Genomic DNA, 23356 nt, shown 5'->3' with positions numbered 1-23356 from the left:
GCCGCGACTGTCTTGACTACTGCCTTTGTAACGAACCCTATGAATTCAGTGAGTGTTATCGCTGTGGATATCGCTAGTGCGACACATGTAGTGTTTGAGTCTCGTGTGGCGGACCGCATTGCGTCGCTAGGCGCCACCAACGCGGTCGTTGACTCCGACTGCCTTCTTGTTGGGCCGTCCCGGATGGGCACGTCAGAGCATGTTCTTGCGCGTCAGGCATGGTGGGGCTCCTTCGTCGACCCCATCGGTGCTGACGGTAAGATAGGCCCCGTGGTCGTCGTGTGGGTTTCGTCCACAAACCTGCGCGAGCGCGTGGGTCTCTGGAGAGTCTGCGGTAGGCTGCACGAGTGTGGCATCCCGCGTAAGGACATCGTTGTCGTCGAGCTGGACCCGCCATTCCGCAGGCTGGATGCGCGAGAATCTGCCGTGCCGACGTGGTGCTCCGCCTCCGAGCCGGGTAGCATCCCGGCGCGGCTCAGTGAAGCGCGCCCCTGGCCGAGCGAACGCTACCGGCGTGCCGTCCGCCTCTGGAGCCAGTACACCGCAGCGGACCCGAGGCGGTTTGCGCAGAGTTGCGCACTTGGTGTCGAAGGGTTTCCAGAGCTCGCTCCCTTATGGGAACTCCTCTCTTCCTTTTTTCCAAGAAGGACTGCGGACAGAGCCCTGCGTCTCAGCCGATTCGACGAGCTGCTCATGACCATCCTGTCGGCAGAATGGCAGACTCCTCTCGCGGTAGTTAGTCGCGACATGCGATCTGGAATGGATTTATGGCGGATGCTCTCCTGCACAGGGGACCTGTTCCTGCCACGCCGGCTAGAGCAGTGGGCAGACCATGGTTCGAGCGCATTCGTAGAGCGTGCGCCTGGCCCGAAGCCTCGTGACGCTGGCTACCCCATGCTCTCGGAGGTGTATCGCCTCACCGAGCGTGGGATGCAGCTCCGAGATAAGGGGCTCGATCAGCTCACGGATGCGCCAAGCCTGCCCATAGCCGGGACCGAGGCGTACTCGGCTTCGGCGCCCTGGGTGCTGCTCGATGATGGACGGCTCGCTCGGCTGTAACGGCCAGCTCTGGGCATGAGCCGGCCGTTCTCACCGGGGGCAGACGGCGTACTCGTCACGCCGTCGCGGGTCCGGGGTCGCGGCCGGAGTTGCAACTCCCCCTGCGGCCTCGCTCGAGATCCGCCGCGCCGGCCCTCGACCCAGCGCGAGCCGTCGAGCGAAAGCCCGCCGCCGGTGACGATGCACTGCAGGTGCGGATGGAAGCTGAGATCACGGCTCCAGGTGTGCAGCACGGCGGTGACACCGATGTCGGCGCCGAGCCGCTTGGGATCGCGGCCGAGCGTGAGCAGGGTCTGCGCGGCGCACTGGAAGAGCAGATCGAAGACCTGCCGGCGCGATGGTGTGGATCTCACGACCTCGCGGCGGTCCCTCACCCCCCGAGTCGCTCGCGCCCGCCCGCGCGATAGGCGTCGACCCAGGTCCACAACGTCTCCAGCGACACCATGACGCGCGCCGCGATCGCGCGCGGCGCCTCGTCTCCGCGGATCATCGCCAGCACGGCCGCCTCCCGCGCGGGCGCCGAGGCCGCGGACGCAGCGCCTTTGGCCGGCTCTTCCGCCTGTGTCGAGCGCACTTCGACGGGCGCGGGCGCAGGCGCCTCGGCTCGCAGCGCGAGCTGCTGGAGCGGCAACCGCGCCGCCGGATCACCGAGCAGCACGTAGCCGCGGAGATCGTTGCGCAGCATCCACAGGTGGGCGCGATCGGCGCGATCGGTGGGATCGACCCGGCCCGCCGCGCGCGCGTCGGCCTCGATCTGGTAGCTCTGCGCGAGCTCGTCGTTCGCGCCGCGGTAGAGCTCCATCAGCGCCTCCAGCGCGATCCCCGCGCGACTGCCGCGGACCAGCACCTCGAGGGGGCGATAGATACGGGACTTTTTGCCCTCCGACAGGCTCGTCGTGCTCGAGAAGCTGTAGGTCCACGCAAGGTCGACGTGACCGATGATCGCGAGCGGCCCCGCCGGGTTGGCGAGCGCGGTCTGCGGCAGGGCCGCGACGAAGGGGCGCTGGCCGGACGCGGGGAGGCTGTGCAACACGGCCTTCAGGCTGCCACCATAACGATCCTCCTGCGCGAGCTGCGATAGCCACGTGTGATAGGCGCTCGCCGCCGGCGTGCCCGCGCCCAGGCAGGCCAGGTAGAACCACATCCCTCCCGGCAAGAACGCCTGGCCCCGCAGCCGCTCGGCGTCGAGGATCTCGTCGTGGCCGATCACGAGCGCCCCCTGGCGCCGCCAGGAGTCCTCCTCCCTGCGCCAGCCACGCCGGGGCGCGCCCAGCCCGTGGCTCACCGAGAGCAGCACCGAGGGCCGCGCGCCGCCGCCCCCGGCGAGCAGGTCGTCCACGCTGCCGGCGGAGATCTCGCGCACCGAGGCCGCGGGGAGCTTGCCTCTCTCGCTCGCTTCGGTCGATGTGGCCAGGCTCGGGCCGACGAGCCTGGCCTTGCCCGTGACCGTGGCCGCCGAGCCGTCGGGCGTGACGTAGAAGAGCAGATCCGGCGAGGCCTCGGGCGTGCCGCGCCGCGCATAGCGAACGACCTTCTCGGCATAGGCGGCATAGCCGGCGAGATCGGTGTCTCCCGCGCTGTCCGCGAAATGGATGCGCCCCGCGAGCGCGTCGTTGGCGAGCGCGTGCTGGAGCTCCAGCGAGGTGTGATGGAGGTCGCCGAGCATCATCAGGTAAAGGGGCCTGTCCTCCTCCGCCACCTCCTCGGACCAGTAGATCTCTCTCCGGAAGTCCGCCGATCGCTTCGCGTCCATCCCTGGCGGCACGCGATACACGCGCGCGGGCGCGCCCTGCTCGCCTTCGCGCAGCGCGACGAGCGGCTGGACGGCCTCCATCATCCGGTCGCCCTCCCGGCCCTCGGGCGCGATCACGGCCCATCTCTGGAGGGTCAGGTCGTTGCGATCGGCGTCGGTGCGCCGCCAGTGGTTGGCGTCGCGGCTCTTCCTGGGCCTCGGAGCGCCCTGGGCGGTGTCGCCAGGCAGCCCCTCGTCGAGCACGGGGCGGCGCTCGTCGGCGTCGGCGAGCAGGAGGTCGAGCCGGTCCTCGCGGGCGTTCATGGTCGCTGTCTGCTGGATGGCGACGGCTCGGCGCTCGCGTCGACAGGATCCGTGTCCGCCGCGGCGCTCGCTCTGCCCCGGCGCAGACCGACGCGGCCGGCGCGATCGGCGAGCTTGTCCCGGCCAGAGCGCGGCTCCTGCTCTCGCTGGAGGAGGACCGAACGCCGCACGCTCTGCCGGGCGAGCTGGACGCGCTTGCGCAGGTTCTCCTCCGATTCGAGCAGGAGCGCAGCCATCTCCGCGTACGACAGCTCTTCCTCGACGCGCAGCAAGAGAGGAGCCCGCAGCGTCGGAGCCAGGGCGCGAACGGCCCTCTCCAGCCGGGCGAGCGTCTCCCGTTCGAGGAGGGTCCGCTCGGGATCGCCGGCAGCGGCGTGGGGAGCCGCCGCGAGCTCGCCGAGATCCTCGTCCACGAGCAGAAGGAGTCTTCCGCGCCGCGTCCGCTCGCGGTGGAGGTCGACGCAGGCATGGCGCACGATCTCCTGAAGCCACGCCGCCGGCCTTCGGACGCCCTCTGCGGAGGCGGTGGCCCGAAGCATCGACACAGTCGCTCGGCTGAACGCTTCCTCACCGTCCTCTCGGCCGAGAGAACGCCGGCAGGAGCGGAGGAGCTCCTCCCGCTGCTCGACCCAGCAGCGCAGGAGCGCGCCGAAGAAGGGATCGCGAAAGGGCTTCGCCGGGAATGCCCGGTCGAGCGCGGGCCGTCGCTCGGCCGCGCCGTGAGAGAGGCCGGAGGGCGACGGCGCTACCACCTCGTCACCGCCGGAACCACCCAGAAGCGGAGATTCGATATCACGCCGGTGCTCGCTGTCGCGGTGCGCTGGTGTCCCGGGAAGGGGGCGTGTGTCACGAGGCATCCTCCACCACGAAGGCGTCGAGCTGAGCCGCGAGCTCCTCCAGATCTCCGGTGGTGGCGGCGATGTGGCCGGTGCCGGGCAGCCCGCCGCCGTTGCCCCAGATTTCTATCTCGCTACTCTCGACCCCGGCCGCCAGGACTGCCAGGCTGTCCGGGGGCGCCGGGCGTTGATCGTAGAGCCAGCGCAGCAGCATGCGGTGGCGGAAGTCGAGGCTCGAGAGCGCGACGAAGAGGCCGGGCTGGACGCGCGGCCGCGCCAGGAGCTCCTCCATCCAGAGCGGCGGCCGGGCGCCGTCGGCGCCGAGGGGGCCGTGGATGTGATCGTCCTCGGTGAGCAGCGGCGGCGAGAAGATGGGGCGCGGCTCCGCCGAGTAGCCCCCATAGAGTCGGAGCACGACGATCTCGCTCTCGAGATCGAAGCGCCTGGGCATGACGGGCTCCATCTTCCACGCGGTCGCCCCTGCGGCGCGCTTGACGATGCGCGGCTTGCCGCCGGCGCCGAGGAGCGACGGCTGGATGGCGTAGACGGTCCGCTGCGGCAGCTTCTGCGCAATCGCGTGCTCGAGGCAGGGCCGCCAGAGGAGCGTGATGTGGACCCCCGGCCGGACGAAGCGCGCGAGCGCGTCGACGAGCGGCGGGGCCGTCGCCCCGGGCGAAGCGGTCAGCGCCTGCTGGAAGAGCGAATGCAGCACCTCCTGCCCGAACCGGAGCACGCAGCGCTGCGTGAGCACGCTCAGCGACATACCCCCTGTCGCCGGCTCACCGTTGTCCTGCATGAACTGCTCGAGCTCCCTCTGGAGCGCCGCGCGATCGTCCTCGAGATCGCCGAGCACCATCGTGAACGGCCGCTCGAGCAGGCTCTGGAGCGCGGGCGCGAGGGCCTTCGACCTGCCCTTCTTCCCCGGCCTCGCCACGCGGCGGCCCTGGAAGTTGAAGACCACCGAGTCCGAGCCGCGGAGGTACAGGACCGGCGAGAACGCCTCTGCGCTCTGGGAGAGCAGCGTCCGCCGCGCCGCCGCCACGCTCGCGCCTATATCGCCCTGGCTCAGCGAAGCGCCTGTCAGCGCGCGGTAGAGCTCGGTCGAGCAAGCGCGCGCCACGTCGGCCCTCACCGGCCAGAGGTGCGCCACGACGGCATCCGCGCCCGCCCTGGCCAGGATCTCCGCCGCGCTGCCGAGCGCCCCGGCCCTGGCGCCCTCGCAGGCCTCGAGGATCACGAGGCGCAGCTCCTCGCAGAACGCCGCGGAGAGCTCGCGACCCAGCGCCTCGGCGGTGATCCATGTCTCCTCGCCGTCCTCGTCGTCCGCCAGGCGCAGGACGGGCTTGCCCGCCAGATCCACGCCGCCGTGACCGAGCCAGTGCACCACGTGCGGGCTCTTGCCGCGCCGGAGCCTGTCGAAGAGCGCCCGCGCGCTGATCTCCTGCCCGGCGATCGGATCGAGCCACTCCACCTCGCCGGCGTCGATCGCCGGGGCGAGCGCCTCGCGCAGCACGTCGAGGGCCCGCTCGCCGGTGCCCGGCGCGATCCCGAGCAGCCGGACGGCGCCCTTGACCTCGCGCGGCTCCCAGGGCTCCGACGAGGTGACGCCGCGCGCGAAGAGCACCCTGGGGTCGGTCCCCAGAAACCCTTCGGAAGTCCCCGGCCTGCAGAGCGCCTCCCAGGGGATGGTCTGGAGCGCTTGATCGCGGACGAAGAGCCGCACCAGGAGCGGTCCCCCCTTCGACGCCTCGCCGAGCCGCACGAGGACGTCGCGCAGCTCCCCCTTGAAGACCTCCTCGTGGAGCACCTGGGAGTCGCTCACCGCCGCTGGATCGAGCGATTTACCGCCGCGGACCGCCCTCCCGACCTTGTTGGCGAACGTCTGCAGGGCTTCGAAGCCCTGCTCGGCAGATATCGCGTGCGCCGGGGGGCGCTCTCCCCGGCTGCCACGCGCGCTGACGCGCACCTCAGTACCGCTGATGTCGAGCTCGATCTCCAGCCACATCGAAGGACAAGCCTCGCTACGTTCTGCTCCCTGCCGTGTCTGACTCCTAGGTCTTTTAGAACGCAGCGGACGAGATTCTCATCTGAAAAATAATTAAGGACGCATCGGCGGGCTCGGCCATGGGACGTGATTAAGGATGTCCACCGGCAGGCGTGCGCGCGTGGAGAACGGATACGATCATGGGATTCATCAGCGATTCTCGTTCACGATGGCTCGGTAGATACATGAACCCACGTCCCATCCGTCGTCGTGACGGCTTCCACGTCGTCTCGGCGACGCACACCGGAGACGCGAGAGCCTGCGTTGTCATCGTGCCCGGCCCGGCCGCCAGCGCGGCGCGGGCGGACGCTGCGTTCGACGAGATCGAGCGCGTCCATGCGCTCCTCGACCATCCGCTCATCCCGAAGGTCGCGGCGCGCGGGGTCGCCGACGGGACGCCGTACATCGAGCTCGCCTGTGACGCCGTGATCGACGGCGTCGACTTCACCAGCCTCCTGAACGACGCCGGACGGAAGGTGCCGCCCGGGAGCGCGGCTGGCCTCGTCGCGAGCCTCCACAAGGCGATGCAGGCGGCCCACGCCGTGACCGACCCGAAGCGCGGGCGGCCCGTCTGCATCGGTCGCGTCTCGTGCGCTGACGTCCTCTTCTCGCGCGAAGGGCGCTGGTACCTTATCGGCTACGGGAGGGATGCCCCGCTCGAAGGAGCCGGACAGGAGCAGGTCGACAGGGTCCTTGAGTTCCAGGCGCCCGAGGTGGCCGCAGGCGGCGAGCCGACCCCGGCGGGCGACGACACAGCGCTGTCGCTCCTCGCGCTGTCGCTCCGCCACGCGGTGCAGGGCAGCGCGGCGAGCGCGCGCGACGTCGCCCGGGACACCCGCGCCATGGACCTCGATCCCTCCGAGCGTCCGGGGGGGCGCGAGCGGAGCGTCCGCCCCGCGCCGGCGCAGGCGCGGAAGAGCGTCGAGGGCACGGACGCCGCGTCGGACTTTCTCCGTCTGGTCGTGCCCTGCGGCGAGGCGCCTGATCCCGAGGGGTTCGCGTCGCTCGTCGCCAGCCTGCTCGCCGGTTGGGCGCCGCCGCCTCTCTCGAGCGACGCGGCGCCGGCGTGCCCGCCCACGCTGTTCCTCGGCTTCGAGGTGCGCTGGATAGCGACGGAGGACGGCGTGAAACACACGCTCGGGCACGCGCTCAGCCGCATCGTGACGGCCCTCGTCGACCGGCACGACGAGGCGCCGGACGCCTCGCTCTCACTCCAGGAGCTGCTCGACGCCGGCTGGCCCGGCGAGCGGCCGATGGCGGAGGCGGGGGCCAACCGCGTCTACGTGGCGCTGACCCAGCTCCGCCGCATGGGGCTCAGGGACGTCATCGAGCGCAGCGAGCACGGGTATCGCCTCGCGCCGCGCGCCGTCATCCGGTTCGTCTCGCCGAGGACCGAGCGCGCGCGATCTCAGGCCACGCGCTCTGCCCCGTGATGGAGGCGGCGCGCCGCTGGCGCCGCTACTTCGCCTTCGGCCCGGCGAACGTCTCCGCCACCCTGAGCACGAGCCGCTCGCTGAAGCCGGCGATGAACGCGATCGCGAAGGCCTTGCTGTTGTCGGCGTCGCCGAGGTTCAGCACCTTCGACTGGAGGAACGCATAGGCGGCGAGCCCGGGCAGCGCCCCGAGGACGGCGCGAGAGAGGGTGACCCGCTCGTCCAGGACCTGAGCGTGGATCCTGGCCCGGAGGGAGGAGCCCTTGAGCGATCGAGCAGCGCTGAAGATCGCTCCCAGGACGCCAAAGGAGAAGACACCGAGGAGGGTCCGGTACCCCCAGGCAGGCCATTCCTGGACGGGAGCGCGCGTCGTGGCCGTGAGCGCCACGAGCAGCAGCAGGATGAACAGGGCGAGCAGCGCGAGCGTCCAGAGCTGGTCCCTGAGGAGCCGGCTCCCGAGGTCGACGCGACCGTGGCGGCGTGGCCGCAGGCCGAGGAGCCGCCGGGCCCTGCGTGGCGGCTCCCCGTCCACGGCCTCGGCGGGCGGGCGGGCCGGCGGGGCGGCGAGCTCCTCTTCGGCCATGCGTCTCCCTACGGCAGCTCGCCGAGCGCCTCGAGCCCTGCCTTGCAGTAGGCCTCGTACCAGCGCTGGAGCTCTTCGCGCGTGATACCGTATCTCTCGGCGATCTTCTTGTCGCCCTCCTCCCCGACGATCTTCTCGTGGACGGCGCGCTGCATGCGCGCGCCATCCCGCACGCGGCCCGGCGCGGGCGGAGCGGCGGGCACCGGCGGGAGGCGCGCGGGCACCTCCGCCGGCGCGGGCGCGGCCCTGACGGCTCCCCTGTCGCGGTGGATCGCGAGCCGCGCCGCCGGATCGCCCAGGAGGACGTACCCCGCGAGATCCTCGCGGAGCATCCACAGGTTCGCCCGCCGCTTCGCGCGGCCCTGGTCGGGGGCGAGGGGCTTGCCTGCCATCTCGGCCCTGGCCTCCTGGTTGTACATCGCGGCGAGCTCGTGGTTGGCGTTCCCCAGGTAACGGAGGAGCTCGTTGTACGAGTTGCCCGCGCGCGCGCCCTTCACCAGCGAGCTGAAGACGCCCTCGAAGCGCGACGCCCGGTCCTTGCCGTCGGGCCCCATGTCCTGGAAGCTGTAGGTCCAGGCCAGATCGATGTGGGCCATGACGGCGAGCGGGCCCCGCGGGTTCGCCAGCGCGGCCTGCGGCAGCGCGGCGATGAAGGGCCGATCGCCCGGCCTGGGCAGGCCGGCGAGCACGCCATCGACGCGCCCGCCGAAGCCGCCCGCGTCGCGCAGGCTGGCGAGCCAGTGGTGGTAGGCGCTCGCCGCCGGCGTCCCGCCTCCGTAGCACGCGAGGAAGAACCAGATGCCGCCGGGCAGAAAGGGCCTGTCGCCGAGGTCCTCGGCCGCGATCCGCACGCCGCCGCCCAGGCTCATCGCCCCTTGCACGGCGCGCTGCTCGTCCGCCGACGACCATCCCCTGCGGGGCGCGCCCAGGCCGTGGCTCATGGTGAACAGCACCGACGGCTCCGGCCTCTCGATCTGCTCGAGGAGCGCGCTCCTCGCCGCGTCGGCGCCTTCATAGCCGATCTCCTCGATGTCCCTCGCCTTGAAGCCGCCCCTCCGCTGGGTGTCGCGGCACCGCTGGACGCTGGGCGCGACGAGCGCTCTGTGGCCGATGGAGGTCGCCGCGGTGCCGTCCTGCGCGGTGAAGAACAGCGCCCGCGCCTGCGCCTCCGCCGGGGGGGCCCGCTCCGAGGAGAGGAGCTTGTCCACGTACGCCGCGTAGCCCGCGGCGGACCGGGACACCAGGCGACCGACAAGCGCCTCGCTCGCCATCGCCTGCTGGAGCTCGAGCGAGACCTCGTCGAGGTCGCCGAGCACGAGGAGATACCGCGGCAGATCCTCCAGCGCGACCGACTCGTCATGATAGACGTTCTTGCTCCACCGGATCGCCGCGTCCGCATCCATGCCGGCGGGGACGCGATAGGGCACGACGGGCGCGCCCTGGTCCTGTTCCCGCTTCCGGATCAGGGGCTCTATGAGCGCGAGCAGGGCGTCGCCCGCGGGCCCCTCGGGCGCGATGACGGACCAGCGCTGGAGCGAGAGATCGTTGGGATCGTCCGAGAAGTCGGCGAAATCGTGGACCAGGTCCTCCCCCCCGGGCTGCGCCTCGTCCGCGGCGGACTCGAGCGGCAGCCCCTCTTCGAGGACGGGGCGTTGATCGTCGGCATGGCAGAGGAGCAGCTCGATGTCGGACATGGCTCCTCCTCTCATCGCGCCGCGCTCCCCGGGGGCACGCGCGCGGACCCCAGGGAGCGGAGCTCTCCATCGTGCCAGTGCACGAGCCACATCGCCGCGCCGCCTTCCTCGTGCGCGTCGAGGAGCACGGCGGTGAACCGCTGGAGGGTCCTCGCCGCCCGCTGCTTCTCGGGCAGGAGCCTGGGGTTCTGGCGCAGCTCGTCGATGAACTCGGCCCAGGCCTCGTCGCCGGCGTCGGAGCGCGGGAGCTGCATCAACCAGATCCACGTGCCCGTGTTGGCGAAGATGAGCCCGTCGGCTGCCTTCCAGCGGGCCGCGTGGGTGTGGCCGATCACCACCGCGCCGGCGTCGAACTTCCTCGCCAGGCGCTGGGCGTCGGCCCACTCGGCCTCGTCGGGCTCGAGCCGGAAGTACTCGTCGCCGAGGGTGCCGGCGAGCCGCCTCTGCACGCCCGCGTAGAGCTTCAGGCCAGCGCGCGCGAGCTTGACGCTCGCGGTCGACATCGCCTCTTCGTCGGCGAACGCGGCGGGCCCGTCGCCGAGCGTGGCCTCGAGCGCCGCCGCCTCCTCGGCCCCGAGGCCGGCCTCCGCGAGCCGCTCGGCGAGCCCGAGATCCTCCTCCTCCTCGGCGAAAGAGGTCGCCGACCCCGCCTTCTTGAAGAGCTGCCAGGCGATGTCGAGCGAGGCCGCGCTGAAGAGCTGCTTCACGATCCCGGGCGCGACAGCGAGCGCGGCGAGCGCCGCGCCCTGGAAATCGGGCTTGAGCAGGCTCACGAAGCGGAGGCCGTGGCGGCGCGCGATCGGGTTCATGAGCTGCTTCACGAGGACCGAGCCGGCCGCGTACCTGAACCGGTCGAGCCGGGCCAGGCGCCCGTAGTCGACCTTGTTCCAGTTGTCGCTGTGCTCGCCGTGGGTGACGAGGATCCGGGCGCCGCCCACGTCGAGGATCGCGGGGGCGTCGCCCAGCTGGAAGGCGAGGCGCGCGGCGACCGCGGGCGGCTGCTCCAGCGCCGCGCGCAGGACCTCCTGCACCTCCGGGACGGCGAGCTCCACGTCGTGGTTGCCGAGGCGGATGGTGACCTCGCCGCCTCGCGCGAGGACGCGCCCGAACGCCCTGAGCACGGCGGCGCTCTCGGGCGCGGCGACGATCGCGCGGGCCTGCGCGGCGGCGCGCGCCCGATCGAGCTCCAGTGGGTCTTCGTTCATGAGGAAGTCGATGCCGTCGCCGTTGACCAGGACCCGCGCGGGCTCGCGCGCGATCAGGTCGAGGAGCGCGGGCAGCGCCTCGCCCCCGGCGAAGACGTCGTAGTCACCCCCGTTGCCGAGGTGCAGATCACTGAGGATGAGGGTACGCATGGCGGTTGTCTCCCGGGTTCATCGAGATCCTTTGAGCGCGGCCAGGCGGATCGCCGCGGGCGGCGCCCAGTCCGCCTGGTGCGGGCGGTTGTGCAGGCCCTGGGCCGGGCTCCACGACATCCTCGCGTTGCCCTTCGGGTCGCAGAAGACGTCGAGCAGCGGCCGGTTGTCGGGGGCGTTCGGGGTCGGCGCGTCGGACTTCGAGTTGATGCACCACGTCGGCTCGATTCGATCGTGGAAGGGCGCCCCGCGCAGGGAGCGGAGCAGCCAGGAGATGGGGAGTCCCTCGTCCTCCATCGACATCCACGCCGAGCGGTAGAGGAGCTTGCCGTCGCCGCGGCTCCGGAGGAGCAGCCGGGCGCGCCCGCGCGGCTTCACGTCGCTCTTGACCGTCCCGAGGCCGTCGATCCTGGCGATGCCGCGGAACAACCATTGACCCTTGGAGAGCGCCGGCGGGATGAAGGGCCACCAGTGCGACTCCCAGAGCATGCGCGCGCCCCTGGCGGAGGTGGGGTGCACGACGGGATCGTTGAACGAGGTGGTGGTGTCCCAGAGCTGCCATTTGCGCTCGATCGGGTGCTTGCGGAGCACCATCGCCACGTGCCCGCTCCCGGCCCCGGCGGCGCCGGACGCCGACCAGAAGAGGCACGAGCCGACAGTGACCTTCTCCCAGAGGTCGTCGGGCCAGTCGGCGAGCACCCTGGGGACGTCGGTCCAGCCGTCGCCGAGCCTGGCCGCGGCCGGCTGCGCGTCGGTCCCGCAGCCGATGTCCCCGTACGGGCCGCCGTCCCAGCCGCCGAGGCAGAGCGCGGTGGTCACCGACTGCTGGCACTGCCCCACGATCGGGTAGCGGCCGTCGTCCTTGATGGCCCTGGCGACCCTCTTTTGCGCGCCGTAGAAGTACGCTGGCATCGTGTAGGGGATGCCGGTCTGGTGCTCGGCGACGGCCCGCGCCCAGTCCTCGCCGTCGCCCGTGGCGGTGTCGTAATCCTCGTGCGAGAAGATGTCGTCGATACCCTCCTTCGCGCGGGAGACGAGGAATTCGGCGAGGCCCTCGGCGTCCTCGGGCCCGCCGAGGTCGTGCTCGGGCGGGTCCAGCAGGTTCACGGTGCGGACGAGCTGCGGTGGCGGCTCGTCGTCGGCGAACGCGACCGGGCGCGCGAGCCACTCCTCGGGCGGCGCGGCCGGCGTCGGGTCCATGTCCACCCACGCGGGGACGCCCGCCTGCGGCGGGACGCCTTCATCGCTCTTCTCTGCGGTCATCGGTGCTCCTCCTCTTCTGTTCGATTCGATGTCTCCGCGCCTGCCGCCCGGGTCGCCGCGCCCGCGACGAAGGCCGCGTCGAGGGCCGCGAGCGTCGCCGCGCCGATCACGCCGTCGGCGGCGAGGCCGCGCTTGGCCTGGAACTGCTTGACGGCCGCCTCGAGGCCCGGACCGAACGCGCCGTCAGCGCCGCCAGGCACGCTCTCGCCCAGCGCGATCAACGCCCCTTGCAGCGCCTTCACGCCCGGCCCCTTCATCCCCTTGCGGAGCGCGCCCCGACCAGAGGCGATGGCCTTCAGATCGGGTTGCCCGGCGAGCAACGCGTTTCCGAGGCTCCGGGCCTTCGGCGGCGCCGCTCCCGCTGGCGTGGCCGGCACGGCGACGAACGGGTCCTCGGCCTTCGGCCCCGCGGCCTTGATGAAGGGATCGTCCAGGCAATCGAGCCCGTCGGCCTTCATGTGGTGGAAGTAGAGCTGGAATTGCTTCCAGTCGGGGATCCACCTGAACTTGCGCGCCTTGCCGTAGAAGTAACGGCCCACGAGCGCCGCGAGGCGCTTGTCGCGATCCTCCGAGGGCCCGTCGCCCGCCTGGGGGGCGGCCCACTCCAGACACCCTGTCACGTACCCCGGCGCCCAGTGCTTGAGGTGCGCGATCAGGTTGAAGAGCGCCTGCGTGGCGATCGCGTCGGCGCCGGAGATGTTGCCCGAGCCCTCCATGAACGTGCGGAGCTGGGCCTCGGTCACCGCGTCGCGCGTGGCCGGGTTTCTGGCCAGGTCGATCAGCAGGTGGAGGAGCGGGACGGAGCGGCGCATGATCTCGAGCGCTTCCTTGCGTCCGGTGACGACCGTCCCGGAGTCGAGATCGACCACGTCGTAAACGTTGCGCCCGCGATAACGGACGCCGGCGGCGCCCAGCGCCTCGCGCACGGCGGCGCTCGCGGTCGCCCGCTCCATCACCTTGCCCAGCCAGCCGAGGCCGCCCCAGCCCGTGCCCCAGGTCACGATCTGGTTATCGTAGGTGTTGATGGCCGCCGTGCTGCCCTCGCGCGCCTGGAACGCGCGGAACGCCAGGATCTTGCGCCGGTCGGAGGGGCTCGCCCTGGCAGCGCGGGCCGCGAAGTAACTCTGCAGGTAGGCGATATGGGCCTTGTCGCTGCCGCCGGCGTACATGTGCCCGGCGCCCCAGGCCTTGAGCCCCGGCTCGGCCGGAACGGCGGCGCGATGCTGCACGATCTCGGCGAGGAGATCGTCTGTCAGCGCGCTCCCGGCCTCCGCCGCGCCCGAGCCGCGCGCGTGATCCTCCCAGGCCGGGAGCTCGTCGTCCGCGAAGGAGACGGCTCCGCCCGGGCCCAGCGTCGCCCGACCGAGGTCGGGGCGAGGCGCAGGCAGGGAGAGGTCCTCGTAGGCAGCCGAGGATCGGACCTCGGCCACGCCCGCGAGCGAGGCCTGGATCTGCTCCAGCAGCGCGGCATGGAGCTCCGCGCGCCGGGCCTCCTCGCTCCCGTCGAGCCCGATTTCCCAGACGTGCGATGCGCCCTCCCCGCGCAGGATCCGGTGCGCGAAGAGCGCCGGATCGAGCGTGGGAAAGGCCCCGAGCGCGAAGGCCGAGGCGCGCGCGAGCAGGGCTCGCTCGACCTCCTCCGCGTCGCCCCGCGTGGCGGCGATATCAAACAGGAAGACGCTCCGTGACATGGCGGGTCCCTTTCGGCGGATCAAGCGACGGCGCGCGGCGCGCGCGCGGCGAAGAGCGGGTGCGAGTCGAAGAGCGCGGCGCGGTGCTTCACCGAGCCGGCGACAGCGAAGGTCGGGTCTTTGGCGAGCTCCCTGTCCCACGCGTTCGCATACGCTCCTTCGAGCTGATAGGAGGTGGTCACGCGGTCCTCCCGCTGCTTCACGAGCTCTTCCTTCGCGATCTTGCCATTGGCATCCGTGGGGATCTCGAGCTGCCCCGTCTCCGGGTTGATCTCGCCTTTACGGAAGTAGATCACCATCACGATGTCATCGATGACGGGGCCGCTCTGCTTCTTGCCGACCTCCGCGCGCGCCTCCTGCGCCTTCAGCACCCGGAGCAGCGCCGGGCACTCCACCGAGTAGAAGATGCTCGGCTGGCGGACGCCGTACAGCGTATGGACGCGGACCGTCCCCAGCGCGTTCCCCGCGAAGGCTCGGGACAGCTCGTTCCACAGCTTGTCCGCCTCGGGCGCGTACGCGACCCCGTCTCCCGAGAAATTGATGCTGTCGAGGAGCTCCCCGGCGATGGTCATCTCCACCGAAGCCGCGTCCCGATCGCCCGCCTGGCGCCTGGCCTCGGCGTCCCGCCTGGCGACGGCCTGAGCGGCCTTGTAGTCGGTCCCGCCCGTCCACAGGTGGGTCCCTGTGCCGCCCGAGATCCCCCTTTGCAGCTCCCCGCCGTCGGCCCTGAGCTGGGGGTTGGTGGCGTCGATCTTCTGCGCGAGCTCGCTGGCCATCTGCCCCAGGCGCTCGTCGAAGACGCCCTTGTCCTTTGGGGCGGCGTCGCCCTTGGCGACCACCTGCTCGATGAACCGGCGCGCCCAGTCCACGACCCAGCGGAGCTTGATGCCCGGATAGCGCTCCTCCAGAACGGTGACCCGCTGCGAGAGCAGGAGGTTGGCCGGGTGGGTCTCCCAGACGAACTTCTGGCCAGCGTTCGGCAGGACGGTCGCGAGGGCGGCGTCCGCCGCGAGCAGCCGATCGGCCCCCTCTGCCGGCTTCTGCGCCAGCGCCTCGGACGCGGCCGGGTCGACCTTCGGCTCTCCGGCGTGGCCCCGACCTGCAAAGACATCAGCCCCGAACGCCCGCTCCAGCGCCGCTCGGGTCGACTTGGACGGCGGTTGGGGCCGCAGCGGCGTCGCCCTCCGCTGCAAGTGCATCGGCGCCGGAAGGCGGGCCCCCGACGTGCGGGTGGCGCTCTCCGAGGCCTTCGGACTGGACCGGTCGATTGCGATTTGCATGAGACTCTCCTCGGCGCGGGCTGAGAGGCGAGGCGGCCCCGCGTTGCCCTTCTATCACGCCAGATTGTACCTTTTGTACGCTTCGACCTCACTGACGATAGCATACAAGCACTCTTCGAAGACGCCTTGTGGTCTGGGTGTGTTCAGTTGAGTCACGACTTCCAGTGCAATCTCATAGGATTGGGCTTTCAACAAATCGGCCGGGCCCGCGGTCGCTGTCGGGTGCTGCTGCGACTTGACGCTGAGCTCGTTTGCCAAAGCCGTCAGGAACTGGTTGAGGTAGACCTGTATGAAGGCATCGTCCAGCGTTGCCCCGGCGTTCAGAGCAGAGATCATGGTGCTCTTGAAAGCTGTCATCTGCCGGTCGATGATCCTGTCCGAGGTGACGTTGGACGTCTGGAACTGGGGCGTCGTCGCTGCGGTGGCACGATACAGGTCATCGAGATTTTCCTGGTCTTTACTCGACAATTGTACGCCGCTGAACGACGATTTCATGAGCGTGATGTTTGTCAGATGCGCGGCGTCGTGTCTGTCTCCACCTGTTACCGCTGTGGAGGTGTTATTTATTCGGAATCCCATGCCTGCTTGAGCCTGGGCGTTATTGGTGAACAGATTAGGGACGGGGCCACCCTGCTGCGCATACTTCCTCCACAGAAGAACGGCTTTCGCAAATACGATGAAAAATTGTCTCACCCGCAGGGCAACATGCTGGCGGTAGTTTTCTATGCTCGGGCTCACGGTGGCGACGTCACCAGGATTGAGCTTGTCGCGGGTCCGTTGAACCACAGCGCTCGATCCGCGCGGTGGCTCCGAAGGCGCCTCGGGCGCCCGCGCTATTGCTCGAGGCGAGCCGGCGCTCCTATGGGCCGCCCGCGCCCCCATCGCGTCCGCCTCCGCCTCCAGCGCCGACGAGTCGTTGAGCGCGACCCCCTTGTACTGCGCCGTCGCCTGGACGCGCCCCTCGCGCCCCTGCTTAAAGTGGCACAGCTCGTGCCCCAACAGCTCTTGCCCTCGCGTCGTCTCCGGCGCCCACTGGCCCGGCGCGAAGTGGATCTCGCTCCCCTGCGTGTACGCGAGCGCTCCCAGCGCCGTCGCGCGCGACGAGCTCGGGTGCACCCGCACGCCGGAGAAGTCGGCACCGAACGCCGCCTCCATCTTGGCCCTCACTGGTGACGGCATCTCCGTGGGATGGCCGCCGCGGTCCGGTGCGCTCCTGGCCCCGGCTCCTACGCCGGGCCCAGCCGCCTTCGCCTGGATCGCGGAAGAGGGCGTGGAGAGCCCCGTGGCCGCGGCCGCAAAGACATCAGCCCCGAACGCCCCCTCCAGCGTCGCTCGGGTCGACTTGGCCGGCGGTCGGAGCGGCAACGGTATCGCCTTCCCCTGCACGGGCAGCGGCAATGGAGGGCGGGTCCCCGACGTGCGGGTGGCGCTCTCCGAGGTCTTCGGACTGGACCGGTCGATTGCGATGTGCATGAGACTCTCCTCGGCGCGGGCTGAGAGACGAGGCGGCCCCGCGCGTCACCGCCAGCTGTGCGATCGACGAAGCCGCGGTCACCACTCCACGCAGAGCGGCGCCTCCATCCAGGGCAACTTCACCCAGCTCATCCCCCAGGGAAACCGATCCAGCACCACGTCGTGAGAGGCCCGCTCCACGCGCAGAAGCCACGCGCCGTCGCGGACGCCGAGCGCGCCCTTGCGAATCAAGAACGAGCCACGGAATCCGGCGATCGACATGTCCCTCAGGATCGGGGCGCGCTCGATCGCCGCCGTGAGCAGGTGGATGCACTCCTCGGCCTCCGCCTCGGTGACCGGAGGACCGAAGTCGAAGACCTCGGTCCTTCGCATGCCGCAGAGCACCCGCGTGAGGGGAAGCTGGTGCTCGGCCGGCTCGAGATCCCCCGTGCAGAGGTGCTGGAGCAGGCCGGCCGCGCGGTGGAGAGCGCGCTGATCGGCTATCTGCCCGTCTGCCATCAACCCCAGGCGCTCGAACAGGTGCCCGAGGAAGGGCCAGAGCACCACCAGCCCGGCGTTGTCCACGTAGGCCTCGTCGGAGTCGCCGTACGCTGGCTCGACGGACAGCTCCTCGTCCACGGCCGAGGCCCCCGGATCGCGTGACGGAGCCTCTCCCTGCGTCTGCCGGACCGGCCTCTCCACGACCGCGCCGGGGCTCTGCCCGACCGCCCCCAGCGCGCCTGCGCCGAGGCTCTGCCCGACCGCCCCCAGCGCGCCTGCGCCGGGCCCTTGCCCGACCGCCCCCAGCGCGCCCGGCCAGGACGATGGGCTCGGCCCCAGGGGCGCGTGGAGCCCCGCGAGGAGAGACTTGAGGGGCACGCCGGCCTCCAGCGCGATCCGGGCCAGCGCGTCGCGCCAGAAGCCCACGCGCCCGTCGCTCGGGCTCTCCTCGACGCACGCCGTCCGCAGCGCGCCCGTCCAGACGCACGCCCGGAAGCCGACCGGCGTGGCCCCAGCGACCGCCCGGTGCGCGCGCAGCAGGGCTCCGAGCTCCACCGGCATCGAAGAGAGGTCGGCCTGCGAGGACGCCACGAGCGCGTCGAAGAGCGCCCAGAGCCGCGCGTCGTGGCCGTGGCGGACGATCCTCGTCAGCGCGCCGGGCTCGCGCTCGAGCGCCCGTATCAGCGCCGCGAACGGGCGCGCCGCGCGCTGGAGGAGCAGCCCCAGGGTCTCGTCCAGCAGCCGCGGTCGCGTGGTGTCCGCCCACCAGGGGAGCGTGCCGGTGCGGGCGAAGAACGCCACGAGCTCCAGCCGGGAGATCACCTCGGGATCGCTGCCCCGGAGGGCGCTCTTCTCGTCCTCCTCGCGGATCCGCGCGGCTAGCGCCTCCTGCAGCAGCGGACCGAGCTTGTCGACCAGATCGCGCTCCAGGTGGTCGGGATCGAGCCGCCCGAGATCCACCTCGACCAGCGCGATCCGCTGGAGGCGATCCGGCGCGCCGAGCTCGGTGCAACACCGATCGATGAGCGCCTCGAGTCGCTGGGCGTGGATGCGGCCGAGCTCGGTTTGCAGCCGCCACGCTGCCTCGCGATCCTGGACGGTCACCTCCAGGATCTGCCGGCGGATCTGGTGGCGCGGCGCGGTCACGGCTCTGTCGCCGGGGGTTCGGGGGCAGAGCCCAGCTCGCTGGACGAGCCCCCATCGGTGACCGATGTGATCGCGACCGATCGCTTGACGAGCCACCCGATCCCGGTGCGAGCCTTGATGGCCATCACGTCCACCGCGTCGCCGACGGGCAGCGGCGCGATGTCCACCAGGGGATCGAGCGGGCGCACGCGCGCCGGGTCCCCGCCCGCGGGCGCCGGCGGATCGCGCGTGATCACGAGATCCATCTCGACCCGGAGCCCCCGGCGAGGAACCTGGTCCGACCCTTCCGGCTCGGTGGCCGCAATACCCTTGTTCAACGACGGGTCGCGCTCGTCGAGCCGGTGGAAGTACGCCGGCAGGCCCAGCTCGCTGGCCTCGTTGCTCGGGTAGAAGTGGTAGAAGACGCCGGGCTGGCCGCCCGAGACGAGCAGCGTGCCGCGGGTGCCATCGGCGCTCGCCGACAGCGCGAGCTCGAGCGCGGGCACCGACTCCGGCCTCACCAGGACGACCACCGCCTGCTCGAGCTGCACCGCGGACTCGAGCGGCGCGCCGGCCTCCGTGTGGATCTTGCGCGCCTGCACCACGACGATGCTGTCGTCCTCCAGCGGCCCCACGCCGAGCTCGAGGACGCCGCCGTTGCCCGGCATCGCGTCCCCGTGCTGCACGGAGCCGGCCGGCGCCTGCCAGAGCGCGGGAGGACGCGGGGTGTACACCTCGACGCCGGACGTGCCGGGGACGGCGATCGCCCTCTGGGTGGGCCCCGCGCCGGGCACGAAGTCCACGGTGGAGAGCGCGCGGACGTGGGCGCTGTAAAGCACGCCAGGCTGGCTCCCGGCGATGGTGATGGTGGCGCTGCCCTGCGGCAGGACCGGTGATCCGACCGCCGACACCACGAGATCCCGATCGGCGCGGACCGCGATCGGCAGCTCCGTGGTGAGCACCGCGTTCAGCGGCTCGCGCCCTTCGCTCGCGTCGAACGTCCTCTGGACGTCGACCCGGATCACCGTGTCTTCGGTCAGCCGGCTGGCCGTCAGCGTGATGGAGCCGTCCTTGTTCCCGCTCACCCGCTCGGGCGGCGTCATGGGGATCGGGCGCCCCGCGCCGTCGATCAGCCCGTACGTCGCGCCCGCCTGGCTGTCCGAGATGCTCACCACCACGCGGCTCCCGTGGTCGACGAGGCGAGGCACCTGCGGGATCTCGGGCGTCGAGACGGGGAGCCCCGTGGCCAGCCCGACCTTCACCGTCGCGGTCTGGAGCAGGAAGGTCGCGCGCGTCAGGGGATCGAGCTTCCTCGCGTGGATCCTGAAGGTCTTGTCCTCCTTGTCGATGATCGGCCCCTTGAGGACCGCCGTCTCCCCGGTCCCGTCCACGGAGCAGGCGGGCGCCACCGCCGTGTCGCCGTCAAACAGCTCGTACCTGACGCCTGCCTGGGCGGGATCGATGTCGATCTCGCAGGGGGCGCCCACGTCCACGGTGAGCTGCGCTTCTTGAACGTTCACGTCCCGGATCGGCGTGGTCTCCCCGATCTCCAGGAGGTCAATGAGCCGGTCCCGGGCGCAGCGCACATCGATAGGTCTCGCGATGGTCATGGTTTTACGAGCTCTGCCCCTCCAGGTTCACGCCCAACGTCGCGGCGAGGACCTCCCGCCGCTTCTGCAACCACTGCTCGTGAGCAGTCCGGAACGCCGCCCAGGTGTCGGCCGCCATCCAGAGGACATACGGCGTCAGGTGCGCCGGGGTCTCCGCGCGGAGGGCCTGCTCGACGAGCTGCTTGAACGCTGGATCGCTGAAGCGCCCCACCCCGTCGGGGAGGACGAACGTCAATCGCAGCGAGTAGGGATCCTTCTCCCGCGCGGCCGAGAGCACCGCGGGAGGCCTCTCCGTGGGCGCGTCCATCGGCGCCGGGCGCTCCTGAGTCTCGTCGCCCGGCATCGGACGGAGCAGGATGTGCTCGACGACGGTGATCTCCTCGTCTCCGGTGAGACCGAGCGAGATGCGGAGCCGCTCCTCCAGCCCCGACATGTTGGCGAGGCCGCCGGGCGCGAGGCAATCGAACCCCGTCCCCCGCGCGCTGCTGATCCGGGGATATCGCTGCAAGAGGCGCTGCTTGCGCCGCGCGCGCTCCGCCTGAGAGCTCGGCGTGGAGGCCGCCTCGTGATCGCCGATCGGCTCGGCGAAGCGGGCCAGGAGGTGATTCAAGAAGCGGTTCTTCCGCTCCAGGGAGGCGACCTCGGACGGGCTCTCCACGAGGTCTCTGAGCCGGGCCCGGTGCCCGTCGTCGAGCGCGCAGATGTCCTCGAGCCGGAGGCCGGGCTGGTCGAGCGCCTGCGTGAAATACGTCCGCGTGTCGCCGCCGTGGGAGAACAGATCCTTGACGTGGGCGAGCTGCGCGAACGAGCTGGCGAGGAGCTGATCGAAGAACATCAGGTACGCCGCGAGCTGCCTCGCCTGCGCCTTGCGCGCGGGCGTCGCCGAGTCCGCGAGCCCCATCTCGCCGATCCCGTAGAGCATCGGGAGGTGCTGCTGCACCGAGGTGTACGCGCCGGCGTTCCGGTCGCGCCCCGCGGGCACCGCGAGCGCGCTGTCGCCCGCGCCCCGGGGGGCGTCCGGCGCGCTCTCCGGCTTCGATTGGGCGATCACCCTCCCGGCGCTCATCAGGGTGATCATCGATGCATCGAAGTTCATCCTCGGGACCCGAGCCGGGTCGACCGGCAGGGACCAATCCTCCTTGGCGCCGCCCGTGGAGACGCTGATCCGGCTCACCGCCCGCACCGCCGCGACGCTGGTGATCGCGCGCATCAGATCGGAGGTGTGGATCACGGTCCGCAGCGTCGCGCTCGCCAGCGCCTCGTCGGAGATGAACCCGCGCTCGAGCCGGGGCCCCTCGAACGTCGCGTCGACGCTGACGCCGGCGTCCAGCGTCTGCGAGAGCGTCGCGAAGGGGACGGGCGGCGAGATCTCGTCGGCGATCGCGCGGCCGATCTCGTTCAGCAGCGCCGCGGGGTTGTCCACCGGCGTGATCTCCACGATGGCCTCGACCTGGATGAGCTGCGGCTCCAGCACCGAGATCTCCGCGAAGTCCTCGCACAAAGGACGGCTCTGGTAGAGCCTTCGAGCGACCCTGGCCCTGACCTGGGTGTCCTGGCTGCGCTCCGACGCCTCGATGAGGACGCGGTAGAGGCCGCGCAGGCGGACCGGCTCGGAGGCGCCGTCCTTGGGCGCGAGGCGGAGCTCCTGCTCCACGGGAAGATAGTAGAGCTGGAGCGCTTCCGCCGTGGCCGGCTCGACCCAGGCGTTCTTGACGCCTTCCACGTCGAGGACGAGCCGGCGGAGATCGGCCAGCGTCACCGGGTGAGAAGTGAGGATCTCCGCCGGCAGGTGGAGGCTCCGGTACGGATCGCCTCCGCCGTCGGCGAGCAGATCCGGGATCTCGTACCCGGTGCGGTAGCCGAGATCCGAGAGAGCATAACAGAGCTGCTCCAGGATGGTGATCCCCGGATCGTGGGCGTTATAGTCCGTCCATTGCCCGCCTGTCATCCGCTCGAGCTGGCGGATCCCTTCCCTGCGTAGAAATTCGTAGTCCATCGTCCCGGCTCCAGTCCTCTCCCCCGTTCACCGCATCGTCGGCTGGCGAGCGCCTCCTCGCCCGGTCAGAACGGGAGCTCCAGCACCGTCACGGAGTAGAAATCACTGCCGTCCGTAACGGTGTCCCCCGTTCCGGCAGCGAGCCTGATCGTGTGGATGCCCGCCGCGATGTTTTTGACCACCCGCGGCTCGGCGATGAACCCGTAGTGGGTCCACGTGTTGGAAGCCCACCCTAACGCGGAGCCGACCAGGTTTCCGTCGATGCTGAAGTCCATCTGGATCCTCCCCCCCCCATTCGTCCGGAACGCCGATCCGGACACGAGCAGGAGCAGCGTGCCGCCGCTCGACTGGAACTTGTCCGAGACGGGCAGCGCTCCAGGCCTCTGTGTGATGATTTGCGAGACGTTCCACATCGTGCTCCGGAGAGTCCCATCCACCTCCACCTTGCCCGTGAACTTCGAACCTCCCTCCGCGAAGAAGGTGATCTGCCGCTTGGCCACGTCGGTACCGTCCCCGGCCCCCACGATGTCGAGCCCGCGGGTCCAGCGCTTATAGGCGATCGTGCCACTACTGTGCTCCCTGTTGGTATCATCCGCGCCGAACACCAGCGCCAACCCGCTCGCCAGCGAGAGGCCGTCCAGTGGGGTCGTCATCCCGATCCCCACTTTGCCGTCCTTGATCACGAGCATCGCGGTGCCGCCGGTGCCGGGATCGAGCGCACTGTCGCTATGCACGCCGCCCTTGTAGAAGGCGAAATTCGAGCTGCTGCGGAAGTACGTGGTGCTGGTCTGCACGCCGATCCCGCACGCTTCCGTAGAAAGGTTGAGCATCTGGCGATTGCCGGAACCGAAGCTCACGCGCGCCTTGCCGTCGGCGCCATCGACGAGGACGTTCCCCGCCACCCGGAGCTTGTTGCCGGCCGGATCGGCCGTACCGATGCCCACATCGCCGGTCGCGCCATCGATGAAGAGGCGGTTCTTGCCGTCGCCGTCGCCGATGCCGAAACCCTTCTTGCCGCCGACTTGCAGGCCCACCACCCAGGCGGGCTTGGTGTCCGTCGCGAAGCTCTCGTAGAGGTGGATCGCCGGCTTGTCGACGGCCGTCGACGCCGCGATCTGCACCGGCTGATCGGCCGACTTGACGAGGCCGTCGTCCTTCTGATTCAGCCCCGCGTCGATGAGATCACTGAAGTTGCCCGCCGTCGGCAGGGCGTTCTTGACGAAGTACGCCTTCAGCTCGGTACGGCTCTTCTTGTTGATTTCCATGGTATGCGATTGCCTCTCTCAGCGTTCGGTCAACACGTCGTCGCGGGTGCCTGAGCCTGATCCCAGGCTCCTGGCGGATGAAGAAATCGAGCTCCAGCTTCGTGCATTGCTGG

Annotated in this window: 15 protein-coding genes and 1 pseudogene; 1 reads left to right on the top strand and 15 read right to left on the bottom strand. The window is 70.7% G+C overall.

Features of this window, described 5'->3' with window-relative positions:
- Positions 1–1187: 1187 nt before the first annotated feature.
- The 4 genes and pseudogenes from WME89_RS21225 to WME89_RS21210 form a co-directional block, all read right to left on the bottom strand.
- Positions 1188–1385, bottom strand: a pseudogene (locus WME89_RS21225) (transposase); the annotation flags it as partial.
- A gap of 44 nt (positions 1386–1429) precedes the next feature.
- Complete coding sequence (locus WME89_RS21220) at positions 1430–3115, bottom strand: hypothetical protein (RefSeq protein ID WP_438010945.1); 1686 nt, start codon at positions 3113–3115, stop codon at positions 1430–1432.
- Positions 3112–3972: an RNA polymerase sigma factor gene (locus WME89_RS21215; protein ID WP_438010944.1), complete on the bottom strand. Its 861-nt coding sequence runs from the start codon at positions 3970–3972 to the stop codon at positions 3112–3114. The genes WME89_RS21220 and WME89_RS21215 overlap by 4 nt, the downstream gene beginning before the upstream one ends.
- Positions 3962–5956: a CHAT domain-containing protein gene (locus tag WME89_RS21210; protein ID WP_438010943.1), complete on the bottom strand. Its 1995-nt coding sequence runs from the start codon at positions 5954–5956 to the stop codon at positions 3962–3964. The genes WME89_RS21215 and WME89_RS21210 overlap by 11 nt, the downstream gene beginning before the upstream one ends.
- 224 nt (positions 5957–6180) lie before the next feature.
- Between WME89_RS21210 and WME89_RS21205 the strand changes: the two genes are divergently transcribed.
- Positions 6181–7428 (top strand): hypothetical protein, encoded by a 1248-nt coding sequence (locus WME89_RS21205; RefSeq protein ID WP_438010942.1) that lies wholly within the window; start codon positions 6181–6183, stop codon positions 7426–7428.
- A gap of 25 nt (positions 7429–7453) precedes the next feature.
- On the opposite strand, the gene WME89_RS21200 is transcribed toward WME89_RS21205, so the two are convergent.
- From WME89_RS21200 to WME89_RS21150, 11 genes are all read right to left on the bottom strand, one after another.
- Positions 7454–8011 carry a hypothetical protein gene (locus WME89_RS21200; protein ID WP_438010941.1) on the bottom strand — a complete coding sequence of 186 codons (558 nt, stop codon included), beginning with the start codon at positions 8009–8011 and terminating at the stop codon, positions 7454–7456.
- 8 nt (positions 8012–8019) lie between these two features.
- Complete coding sequence (locus WME89_RS21195; RefSeq protein WP_438010940.1) at positions 8020–9705, bottom strand: hypothetical protein; 1686 nt, start codon at positions 9703–9705, stop codon at positions 8020–8022.
- Between the two features lie 11 nt (positions 9706–9716).
- Complete coding sequence (locus WME89_RS21190; RefSeq protein WP_438010939.1) at positions 9717–11060, bottom strand: metallophosphoesterase; 1344 nt, start codon at positions 11058–11060, stop codon at positions 9717–9719.
- Positions 11061–11078: 18 nt separating this feature from the next.
- Positions 11079–12323, bottom strand: a complete 1245-nt coding sequence (locus WME89_RS21185) for a hypothetical protein (protein WP_438010938.1) — start codon at positions 12321–12323, stop codon at positions 11079–11081.
- Positions 12320–14014: a peptidoglycan-binding domain-containing protein gene (locus WME89_RS21180; protein ID WP_438010937.1), complete on the bottom strand. Its 1695-nt coding sequence runs from the start codon at positions 14012–14014 to the stop codon at positions 12320–12322. The genes WME89_RS21185 and WME89_RS21180 overlap by 4 nt, the downstream gene beginning before the upstream one ends.
- 20 nt (positions 14015–14034) lie before the next feature.
- The gene (locus WME89_RS21175; protein ID WP_438010936.1) at positions 14035–15294 is read right to left on the bottom strand and encodes a hypothetical protein; all 1260 of its coding nucleotides are present in this window, start codon (positions 15292–15294) and stop codon (positions 14035–14037) included.
- A 54-nt stretch (positions 15295–15348) separates the two neighbouring features.
- Positions 15349–16767 carry an eCIS core domain-containing protein gene (locus WME89_RS21170; RefSeq protein WP_438010935.1) on the bottom strand — a complete coding sequence of 473 codons (1419 nt, stop codon included), beginning with the start codon at positions 16765–16767 and terminating at the stop codon, positions 15349–15351.
- 78 nt (positions 16768–16845) lie between these two features.
- The gene (locus tag WME89_RS21165) at positions 16846–18393 is read right to left on the bottom strand and encodes a contractile injection system tape measure protein (protein ID WP_438010934.1); all 1548 of its coding nucleotides are present in this window, start codon (positions 18391–18393) and stop codon (positions 16846–16848) included.
- Positions 18390–19982 carry a hypothetical protein gene (locus WME89_RS21160; RefSeq protein ID WP_438010933.1) on the bottom strand — a complete coding sequence of 531 codons (1593 nt, stop codon included), beginning with the start codon at positions 19980–19982 and terminating at the stop codon, positions 18390–18392. The genes WME89_RS21165 and WME89_RS21160 overlap by 4 nt, the downstream gene beginning before the upstream one ends.
- A gap of 4 nt (positions 19983–19986) precedes the next feature.
- Positions 19987–21978: a hypothetical protein gene (locus tag WME89_RS21155; RefSeq protein ID WP_438010932.1), complete on the bottom strand. Its 1992-nt coding sequence runs from the start codon at positions 21976–21978 to the stop codon at positions 19987–19989.
- 65 nt (positions 21979–22043) lie between these two features.
- Positions 22044–23243, bottom strand: a complete 1200-nt coding sequence (locus WME89_RS21150; protein WP_438010931.1) for a hypothetical protein — start codon at positions 23241–23243, stop codon at positions 22044–22046.
- Positions 23244–23356 lie beyond the last annotated feature (113 nt).

This window comes from Sorangium sp. So ce321 (assembly GCF_051530195.1).
In the GTDB taxonomy this organism is placed as follows: Bacteria; Myxococcota_A; Polyangia; order Polyangiales; family Polyangiaceae; genus Sorangium.
This window is presented reverse-complemented; position numbering and strand designations above follow the sequence as displayed.

Excerpts from the sequence above, each read along its gene's own strand:
- WME89_RS21220 (WP_438010945.1), bottom strand. The coding sequence starts at position 3,115 with ATGAACGCCCGCGAGGACCGGCTCGACCTCCTGCTCGCCGACGCCGAC.
- WME89_RS21215 (WP_438010944.1), bottom strand. The coding sequence starts at position 3,972 with ATGCCTCGTGACACACGCCCCCTTCCCGGGACACCAGCGCACCGCGAC.
- WME89_RS21210 (WP_438010943.1), bottom strand. The coding sequence starts at position 5,956 with ATGTGGCTGGAGATCGAGCTCGACATCAGCGGTACTGAGGTGCGCGTC.
- WME89_RS21205 (WP_438010942.1), top strand. The coding sequence starts at position 6,181 with ATGAACCCACGTCCCATCCGTCGTCGTGACGGCTTCCACGTCGTCTCG.
- WME89_RS21200 (WP_438010941.1), bottom strand. The coding sequence starts at position 8,011 with ATGGCCGAAGAGGAGCTCGCCGCCCCGCCGGCCCGCCCGCCCGCCGAG.
- WME89_RS21195 (WP_438010940.1), bottom strand. The coding sequence starts at position 9,705 with ATGTCCGACATCGAGCTGCTCCTCTGCCATGCCGACGATCAACGCCCC.
- WME89_RS21190 (WP_438010939.1), bottom strand. The coding sequence starts at position 11,060 with ATGCGTACCCTCATCCTCAGTGATCTGCACCTCGGCAACGGGGGTGAC.
- WME89_RS21185 (WP_438010938.1), bottom strand. The coding sequence starts at position 12,323 with ATGACCGCAGAGAAGAGCGATGAAGGCGTCCCGCCGCAGGCGGGCGTC.
- WME89_RS21180 (WP_438010937.1), bottom strand. The coding sequence starts at position 14,014 with ATGTCACGGAGCGTCTTCCTGTTTGATATCGCCGCCACGCGGGGCGAC.
- WME89_RS21175 (WP_438010936.1), bottom strand. The coding sequence starts at position 15,294 with ATGCAAATCGCAATCGACCGGTCCAGTCCGAAGGCCTCGGAGAGCGCC.
- WME89_RS21170 (WP_438010935.1), bottom strand. The coding sequence starts at position 16,767 with ATGCACATCGCAATCGACCGGTCCAGTCCGAAGACCTCGGAGAGCGCC.
- WME89_RS21160 (WP_438010933.1), bottom strand. The coding sequence starts at position 19,982 with ATGACCATCGCGAGACCTATCGATGTGCGCTGCGCCCGGGACCGGCTC.
- WME89_RS21155 (WP_438010932.1), bottom strand. The coding sequence starts at position 21,978 with ATGGACTACGAATTTCTACGCAGGGAAGGGATCCGCCAGCTCGAGCGG.
- WME89_RS21150 (WP_438010931.1), bottom strand. The coding sequence starts at position 23,243 with ATGGAAATCAACAAGAAGAGCCGTACCGAGCTGAAGGCGTACTTCGTC.